At 67.7% G+C, this 13,456-nt stretch carries 12 protein-coding genes; 3 read left to right on the top strand and 9 right to left on the bottom strand.

Features of this window, described 5'->3' with window-relative positions; all coding sequences use genetic code 11:
• Positions 1–23 precede the first annotated feature (23 nt).
• The 5 genes from AB0L58_RS31570 to rimP all read right to left on the bottom strand — a co-directional run bounded on the left by AB0L58_RS31570 (position 24) and on the right by rimP (position 5,722).
• Entirely contained in the window at positions 24–314 is a 291-nt protein-coding gene (locus AB0L58_RS31570) for a DUF503 domain-containing protein (RefSeq protein ID WP_364392408.1), read from the bottom strand.
• A gap of 85 nt (positions 315–399) precedes the next feature.
• The gene (gene infB / locus AB0L58_RS31565; RefSeq protein WP_364392405.1) at positions 400–3,465 is read right to left on the bottom strand and encodes a translation initiation factor IF-2; all 3,066 of its coding nucleotides are present in this window, start codon (positions 3,463–3,465) and stop codon (positions 400–402) included.
• Positions 3,466–3,573: 108 nt separating this feature from the next.
• The gene (locus tag AB0L58_RS31560; protein WP_364392598.1) at positions 3,574–3,795 is read right to left on the bottom strand and encodes a YlxR family protein; all 222 of its coding nucleotides are present in this window, start codon (positions 3,793–3,795) and stop codon (positions 3,574–3,576) included.
• Between the two features lie 233 nt (positions 3,796–4,028).
• On the bottom strand, positions 4,029–5,060 hold the full coding sequence (nusA, locus tag AB0L58_RS31555) for a transcription termination factor NusA (protein ID WP_364392403.1): 1,032 nt from the start codon (positions 5,058–5,060) through the stop codon (positions 4,029–4,031).
• Positions 5,057–5,722 (bottom strand): ribosome maturation factor RimP, encoded by a 666-nt coding sequence (gene rimP / locus AB0L58_RS31550; RefSeq protein ID WP_364392401.1) that lies wholly within the window; start codon positions 5,720–5,722, stop codon positions 5,057–5,059. Before rimP ends, nusA begins: the two co-directional genes overlap by 4 nt.
• Positions 5,723–5,963: 241 nt before the next feature.
• On the opposite strand from rimP, the gene AB0L58_RS31545 reads away from it, so the two are divergent.
• Both AB0L58_RS31545 and AB0L58_RS31540 read left to right on the top strand, forming a co-directional pair.
• The gene (locus AB0L58_RS31545) at positions 5,964–6,593 is read left to right on the top strand and encodes a hypothetical protein (protein WP_364392399.1); all 630 of its coding nucleotides are present in this window, start codon (positions 5,964–5,966) and stop codon (positions 6,591–6,593) included.
• 85 nt (positions 6,594–6,678) lie between these two features.
• The gene (locus AB0L58_RS31540) at positions 6,679–7,113 is read left to right on the top strand and encodes a ferritin-like domain-containing protein (protein ID WP_364392397.1); all 435 of its coding nucleotides are present in this window, start codon (positions 6,679–6,681) and stop codon (positions 7,111–7,113) included.
• A gap of 79 nt (positions 7,114–7,192) precedes the next feature.
• On the opposite strand, the gene AB0L58_RS31535 is transcribed toward AB0L58_RS31540, so the two are convergent.
• Together AB0L58_RS31535 and AB0L58_RS31530 are read right to left on the bottom strand one after the other, a co-directional pair.
• Positions 7,193–8,944: an acyl-CoA dehydrogenase family protein gene (locus tag AB0L58_RS31535; RefSeq protein ID WP_364392395.1), complete on the bottom strand. Its 1,752-nt coding sequence runs from the start codon at positions 8,942–8,944 to the stop codon at positions 7,193–7,195.
• Between the two features lie 170 nt (positions 8,945–9,114).
• Complete coding sequence (locus AB0L58_RS31530) at positions 9,115–10,869, bottom strand: proline--tRNA ligase (RefSeq protein WP_364392392.1); 1,755 nt, start codon at positions 10,867–10,869, stop codon at positions 9,115–9,117.
• Positions 10,870–10,947: 78 nt separating this feature from the next.
• Between AB0L58_RS31530 and yaaA the strand changes: the two genes are divergently transcribed.
• Complete coding sequence (yaaA, locus tag AB0L58_RS31525; RefSeq protein ID WP_364392390.1) at positions 10,948–11,694, top strand: peroxide stress protein YaaA; 747 nt, start codon at positions 10,948–10,950, stop codon at positions 11,692–11,694.
• 281 nt (positions 11,695–11,975) lie between these two features.
• On the opposite strand, the gene AB0L58_RS31520 is transcribed toward yaaA, so the two are convergent.
• Together AB0L58_RS31520 and AB0L58_RS31515 are read right to left on the bottom strand one after the other, a co-directional pair.
• Complete coding sequence (locus AB0L58_RS31520; RefSeq protein WP_364392388.1) at positions 11,976–12,239, bottom strand: hypothetical protein; 264 nt, start codon at positions 12,237–12,239, stop codon at positions 11,976–11,978.
• Between the two features lie 468 nt (positions 12,240–12,707).
• Positions 12,708–13,385 (bottom strand): NADPH-dependent F420 reductase, encoded by a 678-nt coding sequence (locus tag AB0L58_RS31515; RefSeq protein ID WP_364392386.1) that lies wholly within the window; start codon positions 13,383–13,385, stop codon positions 12,708–12,710.
• Positions 13,386–13,456: the final 71 nt, after the last annotated feature.

The raw sequence follows: 13,456 nt of genomic DNA, 5'->3' as shown, positions 1-13,456 counted from the left end.
CCTCCTCACTTACATAACTCTCGTCAGTCTTCGGGTCCGAAGATCCTGCGGCGCACTGCCAGCAACTCTAACTCCGGACGAGCCGCGACGTGGCGCTCACATTTGTCGAGAACCTCGGTCAGGTGATCCATACCGGAACTGACCATGGCGACTCCGAGCAGTGAGCGACGGTGGCGGTCTTGTTCCCCACCCTCGGCGGCACTCACGCCGAAGCGTTGCAATTCGGCCAGCACGGGCCGGATCACCGAACGCTTCTGCTTCAACGAGCGCACATCGCCGAGCAGGACGTCGAACTCCAGTGCACCCAGGTACACCCAAGCCTCCTGTATCGGTACCTACGAAAAGATGGTCTCGGTGGTCCGGCCCGATGCTGATGGACCGGACCACCGATGCACAATCTCAGTCGCGCGGCTTCTCGCGCAGCTCGTAGGCCTCGATCACGTCGCCTTCCTTGATGTCGTTGTAGGTCAACGTCATACCGCATTCGAAGCCCTCGCGAACTTCGGTGACGTCGTCCTTCTCCCGCCGCAAGGTAGAGATCGTGACCGTCTCGGCGACCACCACATTGTCGCGGAGCAGGCGCGCCTTGGCGTTGCGCTTGACCGAACCCGAGGTGACCATGCAGCCGGCGATATTGCCGACCTTCGACGAACGGAAGATCGCGCGGATCTCCGCCCGGCCCAGCTCGACCTCTTCGTAGATCGGCTTGAGCATGCCCTTGAGGGCCTTCTCGATTTCGTCGATGGCCTGGTAGATCACCGAGTAGTACCGGATGTCCACACCTTCGCGGTTGGCCAGCTCGGTCGCCTTGCCCTCGGCCCGGACATTGAACCCGATGATGATCGCGTTCGACGCCGACGCCAGGTTGACGTTGGTCTCGGTGACGCCACCGACACCGCGGTCGATGACCCGCAGGCGCACCTCGTCGTCGATCTCGATACCGAGCAGCGCCTCCTCGAGGGCCTCGACGGTACCGGAGTTGTCGCCCTTGAGGATCAGGTTGAGCTCCGAAGTCTCCTTCAGCGCGGCATCCAGATCTTCCAGGCTGATCCGCTTGCGGCTGCGCGCGGCCAGTGCATTGCGCTTGCGCGCATTGCGGCGGTCGGCGATCTGGCGAGCGATCCGGTCCTCGTCGACGACGAGCAGGTTGTCACCGGCTCCGGGCACCGATGTGAAGCCGATGACCTGGACCGGCCGCGACGGCAGCGCCGCGGCGACATCGTCGCCGTGCTCGTCGACCATGCGGCGGACACGACCGTAAGCGTCGCCCGCCACAATCGAGTCGCCGACCCGCAGCGTGCCGCGCTGGATCAGCACGGTCGCCACCGGGCCGCGGCCACGGTCGAGGTGCGCCTCGATGGCAACACCCTGCGCGTCCATATCCGGATTGGCCCGCAGATCGAGCGCCGCGTCCGCGGTCAGCAGCACCGCCTCGAGCAGCTGCTCGATATTGGTGCCCTGCTTGGCGGAGATGTCGACGAACATGGTGTCGCCACCGTATTCCTCGGCAACCAGGTTGTATTCGGTCAGCTGCTGCCGGATCTTGTCCGGGTTCGCGCCTTCCTTGTCGATCTTGTTGACCGCCACCACGATCGGCACATCGGCCGCCTGCGCGTGGTTGATCGCCTCCACCGTCTGCGGCATGACGCCGTCGTCGGCGGCGACCACCAGGATCGCGATATCGGTGGCCTTCGCACCACGAGCACGCATGGCGGTGAACGCCTCGTGACCCGGGGTGTCGATGAAGGTGATGAGCCGGTCGTTATCGCCCAGATGGGTGAGCACCTGGTAGGCACCGATGTGCTGGGTGATGCCACCGGCCTCGCCCTCACGGACGTTGGCCTTACGGATCGTGTCGAGCAGTCGGGTCTTACCGTGGTCGACGTGACCCATGACGGTCACCACCGGCGGACGCTGTTCGAGGTCTTCCTCGCCGCCCTCGTCCTCACCGTAGGTCAGGTCGAACGATTCCAGCAGCTCGCGGTCCTCGTCCTCGGGGCTGACCACGTGCACGACGTAGTTCATCTCGCTGCCGAGCAGCTCGAGGGTCTCGTCGTTCACCGACTGGGTCGCGGTGACCATCTCACCGAGGTTGAACAGCGCCTGCACCAGGGCGGCCGGGTTCGCATCGATCTTCTCCGCGAAGTCCGACAGCGACGCACCGCGCGCGAGACGGATGATCTCGCCGTTACCGCGAGGCAGCCGCACGCCGCCGACGGCGGGCGCTTGCATGCTTTCGTACTCAGCGCGCTTCGCCCGCTTCGACTTGCGGCCACGACGAGGCGCGCCACCGGGACGACCGAACGCGCCGGCCGCACCGCCACGGCCACCGGGACCACCCGGACGACCGCCACCGCCACCACCGGGACGACCACGGAAACCACCGGCCGCGGGAGCACCGGCACCGGCACCGGGGGCACCCGTGCCGCCGCCACCCTGGCCACCGCCGCGGTAGCCACCGCCACCGCCACCGCCGCCGGGACGACCGCCGCCACCACCCGGACCGCCGCCGGGGCGACCTGGGCGGCCCGCACCTGCGCCGCCGCCCGGACCCGGACGGGCCGAACGTGCGGGCATGGCACCCGGATTCGGGCGCGGCGGCATCGAGCCGGGGCTAGGCCGCGGACCACCGGGACGCGGACCACCTTGGCCGGGACCCGGACGCCGCTCGCCCTGAGCGCCTCCCGGACGGGGACCGGGACCGCCCTGGGCCGGACCCGGACGCGGCCCCTGGCCGGGACCCGGACGCGGGCCCTGGCTGGGACCCGGACGGGGTCCACCCTGACCGGGCGCCGGACGCGGCGCGGGACGCTCACGATCGGGCGCGGAGGAGAAGGGATTGTTGCCGACGCGCGGGGCCTTCGGACCCGGCTTCGGTCCGGCCGCGGCCGGACCACCGGGACGCGGACCACCCTGTGCGGGTGCACCGGGACGGTGCTGACCGGGACGTGCGCCACCCGGCGTCGGGCGGGGTCCGCCCTGAGCCGGAGCGCTCGGCGCCGGAGCGGCCTTCGCGGCCGGAGCCGCCGGGGTCTCCTGGACCGGGGTGGTGTCCCGCGGGGCGGGCTTGGCCGCGGGTCCGGGACGCGCGGCCGGACCGGGCCGGACCACATCGGAGGGACGGGCGGCCGGAGTCGCCGTCTCACGGGCGGCCGGAGCCGCCGGGGTCGCCGCCTGCGCGGGCGCTGGGGTACGTGGTCCCGGACGCGGACCGCCGCCTGCGGCGGGCTTCGCGGCCGGGGTGCTCGACGGTGCGGAACCGGGGCGCGTCCCCGATTTCGCGGTGCCGTTCGCCGGGGCGGACTTGCCTGCCACCGACTCGCGCAACCGACGTGCGACGGGTGCTTCCACCGTCGAGGACGCCGACTTCACGAACTCGCCCTGCTCCTTGAGCGTTGCGAGTAGTTCTTTGCTCGTGACACCGAGTTCTTTGGCCAACTCGTGCACGCGGGCCTTGCCTGCCACTGCTCTCCTCACTGAGAGGTCGAGCAGTGCCTCCGCCTAGGGATGGCGGGCCCGCACGACCTCGGGTTATCTCCGATGGACGTTCATCGTTGGTGCTTCACGGTGTGCTCATGAGTGCTCGTGCCTGTTCTCGAGGTACTTCTCCAGGGCTGAGATATCCAGATTTCCGGACACTCGTAGTGCTCTGCCGAATGCTCGGCGTCGTTCTGCAGTGCGCAAACAAACCGAAACGGGGTGCAGCCAGGCACCCCGTCCGGGAAGTCTGCGCCACGGATCGGGAACTATCGCAGCAACCTTGAAACCGTCACCGGTCGCACAGTCCTGCGCCACGATCCGCAACAGATCGACGGCCAACTCGCGCTTCCGGCATCCGATGCACGTCCGCACCGGAGCTGCTCGACGTCGGTACGTCGGGACGTGCTCGGTGGTGCGTTCGAACAAAGGAACCGAAGGCTCGGGCTGAACCTGACACCACTCTACCGCTGTCCCGCTCGGAACACCGAACCCCGCCCCCGTCGAAGCTGCGGACCTGTCATCCGGTGGACTCGATTGGCGGGAATCGGTCAACTCCGATGCGCCTCCGTCCGCACACTGCCGCTGCCCGCATCCGGGGTGGCATCGCTGCGGATATCGATCCGCCAACCGGTCAGTCGAGCCGCCAACCTGGCGTTCTGCCCTTCCTTGCCGATCGCGAGCGAGAGCTGGAAGTCGGGGACGACCACGCGCGCCGCGCGGGCTTCGGGATCCACGATCGTGACCGAGACAACTTTCGACGGGGACAGCGCATTCCCGACGAAGGTCGCCGGATCATCCGCGTAATCGATGATGTCGATCTTCTCCCCCGCCAATTCGCTCATCACATTGCGCACGCGCTGACCCATCGGGCCGATACACGCGCCCTTGGCGTTGACACCGGGCACGGTGGTGCGGACCGCGATCTTGGAGCGGTGTCCGGCCTCGCGGGCGACCGCGACGATCTCCACCGAACCATCGGCGATCTCGGGCACCTCGAGTGCGAACAGTCGGCGCACCAGATTCGGATGGGTGCGCGAGAGGGTGATCTGCGGGCCGCGCGGGCCACGGGAGACACCAACGACGTAGCACTTGATGCGGTCGCCGTGCTCATAGCTCTCGCCAGGCACCTGCTCGGCGGGCGGGATCAGGCCCTCGGTGCCGTGCAGTTCGCTGCCGATGCGCACCACGACGGTGCCGCGGGCATTGGCGCGGGCATCGCGCTGCACCACGCCGCCGACGATATCGCCCTCATGAGTGGAGAATTCGCCGAAGGACTTCTCGTTCTCGGCGTCGCGCAGCCGCTGCAGCACCACCTGGCGCGCGGTGGTCGCCGCGATCCGGCCGAAACCCTCTGGGGTGTCGTCCCATTCGGAGATCACATTGCCGTCGACGTCGAGTTCGCGCGCCATCACCCGGACCACGCCGGTCTTCTGGTTGATGTCGATACGCGCGTTGGGCTGGTGGCCCTCGGTATGGCGGTAGGCCGTGAGCAGTGCCGACTCGATCGCGGAGATCACGGTCTCGATCGAGATCCCTTTATCGGCGACAATCGCGCGCAGGGCTTCGATTTCGATGTTCATTCCACGATCCCTTCGGTCGGCGAATCGGACGCTGCTAGTGATTCGGTTCGTACATCGGTTGTTCGGACATCGGCGGTGGGGTCCACCGCCTCCTCTTGCCCTGGCCGTGGCCGACCGGGCGCTACTCCGCCCGCGAGTTCCAGTTCCCGCGCGCCCGGCGGGTTGAATTCCACCTGGACGACGGCCTCGGCGATATCGGCCAGCGGAATCGTCACCAGGTGCGGCTTGTTCTTCCCGCCGAGCACCAGCGCCACCGTGTCATCGGTGCGGACACCGACCCTGGCCTCGAACTTGTCCGACGACTTCGGATCCGGCGATGCCGCGCCGGTGCGTAGCTTGATCCGCACCTTGCGGCCCTGGGCCCGGCGCCAGTGGCGGTCGGCGGTGAGCGGGCGGTCGATGCCGGGACTGGTCACCTCGAGCAGATAGGGCGTCTCGCCGAAATCGCCCGCATTGTCGAGGGCCTCGGAGAGGTCCCTGCTCAGTCCGGCAATGGTATCGAGATCGGATGCGGTATCGCTGTCGACGATCACCTGCACCCGAGCCTGGGCATCCACATGCTTGCCCGCCGTCGAGATCTCGACACCCTCGAGGTCGAATCCTCGGCGCTCGACGAGCCCAGCAACGAGCTGGCTCACCCTTTCCTCGGTCGGCATGGGCATGTGGGGCGGCTCCTGGTTCAGTTGTCAGACGGCTGATCTCTTCGAGCGAACTGCAAGCAGTCGCCAGTGGAAAAATTTCTCTACCGAAGATCTAGCGTAACGCGCCTCGAGAGTGTAATGGACCAGCAGCCTCGAGCAAGTTTCCTGGCCACGCGCTCGCCGCACGGCGCGCCGGGTGGCGCACCTACCGCGCGGTAGACGCCCGGTCGGACGTGCCGCGCGAATCTGGCACGATGGTGCCGTGCCCATCCGCCTCCCCGCCCCGCCGCGCGCCGGGTGCACTCCCGGCATTCCCATCGACCGGCACCAATCCCAGCACGGCAGCGCTGGTGTCGGTGGCACCGGCATCGTCGACCGCCGCACCGCCCTGCGGCTGGTCAGTGCCACGACCGTGGGTGTGTTGACCATCGGCGTGGTCACCGGATGTACGGATAAGACGGTGTATCAGCCCGATCCACTTGCCGCACAGGAAATCCTGGCGCGCGCCGATGCCGCGGCCGCGACGGCGGCGATCGCGGTCACGCCGCAGCGACATGCCGAATTGACCGTGATCGCGACCGAACGAACCGCACACGCGGATGCGCTGCGTGCCGAAATCAACCGTGTGATAGGGGTTTACGGTGACGGCACCAGCCCGACGCACCGGACCCGCGAACTCACCCCCACGCCCGCTTCGGACACCTCTCCCGCGGCATCGGGCGCATCCGGATCACCCACCACACCGCCGAGTATCGACGAGCTGCGCATACGGCTGGCCAAGTCGCAGCAATCCGCAGGTGATCTCGCTCGCACCCAATCCGGTTATCGCGCAGGGCTATTGGCCTCGATCAGTGCATCGTGCGCCGCGCAGGCAGGGGTGTTGCTGGCATGATTCGTGCCGCCTCGACCGACCTCCCCCACCGAGCCGTGCCGCATGCCACGCGCACGGTTCGACTCACCCGGACAGGGATGCGCGCATGACCGAAGCCGAACGCCAAGCCCTGCTCGACGCCCTGCGCGCCGAATACGCGGCCGTGTACGCCTACGGCGTGATCGCGGCCTATGCCGCCGCCGAGCGAACCCGCTTGGTCGCGCAGGACACCGCGGCTCATCGGGCCCGCCGCGACACCACCATCGATGCGTTGAAGGCGGCCGGAGTCGCGGTGCCGCCACCGGGCGCGGCCTACACCACGCCGTTTCCGGTGAACGATCCGATCCCGGCGGCGAACCTGGCCGTCACGGTGGAAACCGACACGGCCGTCGCCTGGCGCGCGGTCGTCGAGAACGGCAACTCCGAATCCATCCGCCGGATGGGTGTCGACGCCCTCACCGAATGCGCCCTGCGCCTGGCCTCCTGGCAGGCCATCCTCGGCGCCAACCCGCCAACGGTCGCCTTCCCCGGCAAGGCATGAACCGGGCACTGTTTCGCGCGCCGCGCACGGATTCGTCAGCGAATTCGTGCACGGCGCGCCACACCGGTGGCGAGGGTGGCTACGGGCGCATTGCGTAGGCGCCGTCGTAGGCGGCGACTTCGGACCAGACGCGGTCGAAGCGGGGGCGGTCGGCGACCGGGGGGCGCAGGGCAGCGGCGGCCCAGGCCTGCTGGTCGGGGGTGGCGGAGGGCTTGCCGTAGAGGGTGGTGGCGTGGCCGTTGAAGTCGCGGATCTGGAAGTCGAAGATCTGCTCGATCATGTCGCGGTCCAAGCCGGTGCCGGCAGCCTGTTCCAAAATCAGCTGGCCGTAGACCACCAGGGAGAAAAGGTGGCCGATGGTCAGCATGAAGTCCAGATCCTTTTGCTGGTCGGCATCGGGTGCGGCCGTGGTCAGCAGGGTGCGCAGGGCCTGGGCCTGTTCGTAGAAGCGCGCGACATTGGGCAGATCGACGTGCTTGTCGTATACCGGCGTCCAATCGGCGAACTGCACCTTGCCCGCGCCACGCGCCGGGCCCTGCCGGAAGAAGAACTCGTCGTCGGTCGCATCCAGGCGGGTGCCGATCTCCGGGTAGTCCTTCGGATTGAACAGGTAGTTCGGCATGAACTTCAGGATCTGGCCGACATTGACGTGCACCGTGCCCTCGAGCCGCGGCAGCGTGCCGATGTAGCGGGCGACCTGCGCGAAGTAGGTGTTCTTCTCGAATCCCTTGGCGGCCAGCACATCCAGCAGCAGCGTCATGACGGTCTCGCCCTCGGAGGTCACCTTGGACTTGGTCATCGGGTTGAACAGCAGGTAGCGACGGTCCTCGAGGCTCGCGCTGCGGAAGTAGTCGACGGCGCGGTCGCTGAACAGCTTCATCGCGACGATGCGCGCGTAGGCGTCCACGAAATTGGTACGCACATGCGGAAATTCGGTGACGGCCTGGCCATAGAGGATGCGGTTGTTGGAGTGCGTGATGGCCTCGTAGAACGAGTGCTCGACCATGCCGATGCTGCCGTGGCACAGGTTGAACTTGCCGACATTGACGGTATTCAGCGCGGCGGAGAAGGCCTCGGGACCGGTGGACAGGATGTCGGCGGCGGTCACCGGGTAGTCGTGCAACGCGAAGGTACTCACATACAGCTGACCGTGGATGACATTGTCGATGAGCTCGTAGTTGTCGTGGCGGCTGTCGGCGGCGAACCACACATAGCCCTCCGCCCCCTCGATATCGGCGCGGCGGGAGAAGACCGACACCATCGATGCGACATTGCCATTGCCGATGTAGTACTTGACGCCATTGGCGCGGAACAGGATTCCGGCCTCGGCATCGGCACTGCCCGGCTCGGTCGGCGTCAGAATCAGGTCGGTGTTGTAGATGTCGGCACCATGGTCGCGCTCGGACAGACCGAACGCCATCACCTGACCGTCGGCGAGATCGGCGGCGGCGCGCTTCTTGGCGTCCTCGTTATCGCTCTGCCAGATCGGGCCGAGGCCCAGAATCGTGACCTGCTCGGCGTACCAGTACGCGAGACCGTAGAACCCGAAGATCTCCGACAGCGCCGCATTGCGCGCACCGTCCCACCGCCGGTTCGCATCACGGTCGGCGTAGGCGGCCGGGGTCAGGAAGGTCGCGAACAGCCGCTCCTTCTTGACGAACTCCAGGAAGTCCGACACCCACACCGCATCCGCGTCATCGGCAAGCAGTTGCCGTTTGCCCCGCGATTCGAACCACTCGATGGTGGCCTTCAGCAGCCGCCGCGTCTCGGCGTCGAACTGCTTCGGGTCGTAGGTGGTGGGGTTGAACAACAACGCGTCGGTGCTCGTCATGCCGCTAACTTACCAGCGGGTAACAGCAGCCTGGAGCAGGTCCGCGATTCCCGCCCGCCACGAATCGTGCCTACGGAACCGTAAGTCCGGCCGAGCGCGAGAAGCCCAGGGTCGACTCCGCGGCGGTGCCGCAGTCGCCCAGGGCTTCCCTATCGTTTTCGGAGGCCGACCTATTGCCCGCCGCGAACCTGCGCGAGCACCGATTCGACTACGGAGTCGGCCGGGACCTCGATGGATTCGCCGGTGAAACGATCACGGATCTCGACCTTGCCCTCGGCCCAGCCGCGGCCGACGACCACGACCAGCGGAACACCGATCAGCTCGGAATCCTTGAACTTCACACCGGGTGAGGCCTTGCGGTCGTCGAGGACGACGTCGAGTCCGGCCGCATCCAGCAGCGCCGCGACCTGCTCGCCGCCCTCCCGCGAGGACTCGTCCTTGTTCGCGATCACCACGTGCACGTCGAACGGCGCGACCTCACGCGGCCAGCGCAGGCCCTTCTCGTCGTGCTGCTGTTCGGCGATCACCGCGACCATGCGGGAGACGCCGATGCCGTAGGAGCCCATGGTGAGCCGCACCGGCTTGCCGTTCTCGCCCAGCACATCGACCTCGAACGCGTCGGTGTACTTATTGCCGAGCTGAAAGATGTGGCCGATCTCGATGCCGCGCGCGGACACCAGGACGCCGTGCCCGTCGGGCGAGGGATCGCCGTCGCGCACCTCGGCGGCTTCGATGGTGCCATCGGGGGTGAAATCACGACCCGCGACCAGGCCGACAACATGTTTGCCGAGCTCGTCGGCACCGGTGATCCAGCTGGTTCCGGTGCCGACGCGCGGATCGACCAGATAGCGAACACCACTGGCCTGCAATGCCTTCGGGCCGATGTAGCCCTTGATCAGGAACGGGTTGGCGGCGAAATCGGCCTCGGTGAGCAGTTCCACCTCGGCGGGTTCGACCGCGGCGCCGAGGCGCTTGTCGTCGACCTCGCGGTCGCCCGGAATGCCGATACCGAGCAGTTCGGTCTTACCGTCCGGGTGCCGCAGCTTGACCATGATGTTCTTCAGGGTGTCGGCCGCGGTGACGGGGCGCTCGGAGATGCCCGCGCTGTTCGCCCAATCCACCAGCGTCGCGATGGTCGGGGTGTTCGGGGTGTCGTGCACGACGGCCGCGGGCAGGCCCTCGATGGACAACGGTTCGGCAGCGGGCGTGACCACCGCTTCCACATTCGCGGCGTAGCCGGACTCCCGGCACACCACATAGGTGTCCTCGCCGACCGGACTGTCCGCCAGGAATTCCTCCGACGCGCTGCCGCCCATCGCACCCGAGGTGGCCGCGACGATGACGTACTTGACCCGCAGCCGGCTGAAGATCCGCTGGTAGGCCTCGCGATGCGCGTTGTAGCTGGCCTCGAGGCCGTCCTCGTCGAGATCGAAGGAATAGGAGTCCTTCATGATGAATTCACGCCCGCGCAGGATGCCCGCGCGGGGACGCTCCTCATCGCGGTATTTGGTCTGGATCTGGTACAGCGTGACCGGTAGGTCCTTGTACGAGTTGTACTCACCCTTCACGGTGAGCGCGAACAACTCCTCGTGCGTAGGCCCCAGCAGATAGTCCGCACCCTTGCGGTCCTGCAGCCGGAACAGGCCGTCGCCGTATTCGGTCCACCGGTTGGTGGTCTCGTACGGCTCGCGCGGCAGCAGCGCGGGCAGCGAGATCTCCTGCGCGCCGATGGCGTTCATCTCTTCCCGCACGACCTGCTCGACCCGCCGTAGCACCCGCAGGCCCAGCGGCAGCCACGAGTACACGCCAGGGGCGATGCGCCGCACATATCCGGCGCGAACGAGGAGTTTGTGACTGGGCACCTCGGCGTCGGCGGGATCGTCGCGCAGGGTACGCAGGAACAGGTGGGAGAGGCGGGTGATCACGGACGACAGGGTAGTCGCTGGCCGCGCGATGCCTGCAAGGCATCAGCCCATTTCGCGCGACCGGTACCGTATCCGCTCGTGCTGGTGCTGCTGCCCCCTTCCGAAACCAAGTCCGATGGCGGAACCGAGGTGCCGCTCGAGCTGGAGGCGCTGGCGATGCCGCAGCTCACAGCGGTGCGCGACCGGCTCATCGACGAGGTCGTCAAGCTGGCCGCCGATCCGGCGGCCGCCCGCGCGGTGCTCGGCCTCGGCAAGGGAGCCGACAGCGAGATCGCGCGCAATGCGAGTTTGCGCACGTCAGCCACCCGGCCCGCGCTGGAACGCTACACCGGCGTGCTCTACGACGCCCTCGATGCCCGCTCCTTCACCAAGGTCCAACGCGCCAAGGCCTATGCCCGCCTCGGCATCGGCTCCGCCCTGTTCGGCGCCGTCCGCGCCGATGACCACATCCCCGCCTATCGGCTCTCCGGCGGTGCCAAACTCCCCGGCCTCCCGACGCTTTCCGCCATCTGGCGCGATGTCCTGCCCGACGCCCTGGTCGCCGAGGCCGCCGATGAACTGGTCATCGATCTGCGCTCGGGCACCTACCAGCAGCTAGGCCGCATCCCCGGCGCGATCACCGCCAATGTCCTCACCGAACACCCCGACGGCTCCCGAACCGTGGTGAGCCACTTCAACAAACACCACAAGGGCCTGCTCGCCCGCGCCCTCGTCCTCACCCGCGCCGACCCCACCGACATCCGCGCCGTAGCCCGCATCGCCACCAAATCCGGCCTCCGCACCGAAATAGCCTCCCCCACCGAACTCCTCATCATCACCGGCTGACCTACGGCCCGCCGCTGGCACACAACCAGTGCACGCCGCACAGAGGTCGCACCTTGGGTGCAGCCTGCACTGACTCTGTGCGAGAACTTCACTCGCTCACCTACGCCCAGCGGGGCCGTTGGGCACCCGCATCAACGCCGCGGGATGGTTCAACGGCATCACCTATAACCGACATGCGGCTGGCACATGAGCAGGACACCGCTCACAGCGGCCGCAACTTGTGTGCGGCATGCATTGGCTCTGTGCGAACGCTTCGATTCGGCGGCCGGTTGGTTGACGGGTCACTCGCGCTCGGCGGGGTGCCAAGCCCCGGAGCGGGGCGTGCGGTGGGCGAAGGCGGCGGCTCGGGTCAGGCGGGTCAGCCAGCGGTCGGGGGTGTCCAGGTCGGGCCAGGTCCAGCGAACGACGATCCAGCCGAGGGCGCGCAGGGCGTCCTCGCGGAGCTTTTCGGCGATCACCACCGATGCGGTCGAGCCGTGCCGGGAGTTGTTGCGGCACTTGACCATTCCGTCGAATTCGCCGATGACGCCCAACGTCGGAAACAAGAAGTCGACGCGAGCGACGAATCCGCCCCAGCCGCCAACGCAGCCCGCCGAGAAATAGTTCGAGGTACGTCCACCCCCCGATCTTCTCGACCATCCCCACCCAACCGAAAGCCCCAACCCTCGGATTGTGGATAACTCGCCCCCTGTGCATAACTCCGTGTCCCGACCACACGAGCCACCTCCCGCGGACCACCACCCCCGGTGGCCGCACCGAGCTACTCGTACGGCGCCATGCGGACACGTCCGAACACAGACGACACTACGAGTCCCGCCGCCGCACCTCGCAGCACGCATCCGGCAATCGGCGAGCCCGTGTTGGGCGCGAGGCCGCGACAGACTGGTGCACATATCGCGTGGACGCCGCGCACTAGTCCCAACCTATGCGCGGCGTTCCCGGATATGCGACACCACCGGATGGCGTGCTCTGGTCGGGTGGCGATCAATCGGCGCGTGCTGCGCTGTGCGCGGTCAGCGCTGTGCGGCGGCGACGGCGGTGCGGACCTTTTCGGCAGCGGCGGGGGCGGCGGCGTGCTCCCAGAAGGGGCGGGCTTCGGCGTAGGGGTTGCCGTAGGCGGGGGCGTCGGGCTGGGAGCGCCAGCTCTCGTTCAGGGCGCCGATGTCGACTGCGTCGTAGCCGAGGGTGTCGAGGAGTTCGGTGGCAGCCTTTTTGGCGTCGGCGTCATCGCCCGCGATGGGGAGGGCCGAGCGGTCGGGGGCACCGACGGGGCGGGCGAGGGCGGCCAGGTGGGGATAGAAAATATTGTTGAATGCCTTCACGACCTTCGAGGCCGGCAGGTGACGCTGCAGCAGTTCACTGCTGGTGGCGGTGCCGTCCTCGAGTTCGGGGAAGGTGCCGTCGCGGCCCGGGTAGTAGTTGTTGGTATCGATGACGACCTTGCCCGCCAGCGGCGCCACCGGGACCTGCCGATAGTTCTTCAACGGCACCGTGACCACGACGATGTCACCCGCCGCTGCCGCCTCCGCGGCGGCGGCGGCGCGCGCCCGCGGCCCGAGTTCGGCCACCAGCTCCGCCAGCGTCTCCGGCCCTCGGGAGTTACTGACCACGACATCGAGTCCGGCCGCGACGGCCAACCGGGCCAGCGTGCCGCCGATATTCCCGCTACCGATCAATCCAAGCGTTGTCATGCCCCACCCAACCGGGGCGGCACCACGATTGTTCCCACTTCCGGCCGCTGCGGTAGCAGCGCGAGCCGACA

Source organism: Nocardia sp. NPDC052112 (assembly GCF_040680135.1).
Classification (GTDB): Bacteria; Actinomycetota; Actinomycetes; order Mycobacteriales; family Mycobacteriaceae; genus Nocardia.
The sequence above is the reverse complement of the archived record's forward strand: the minus strand, read 5'-3'. Positions and strand labels throughout refer to the sequence as shown.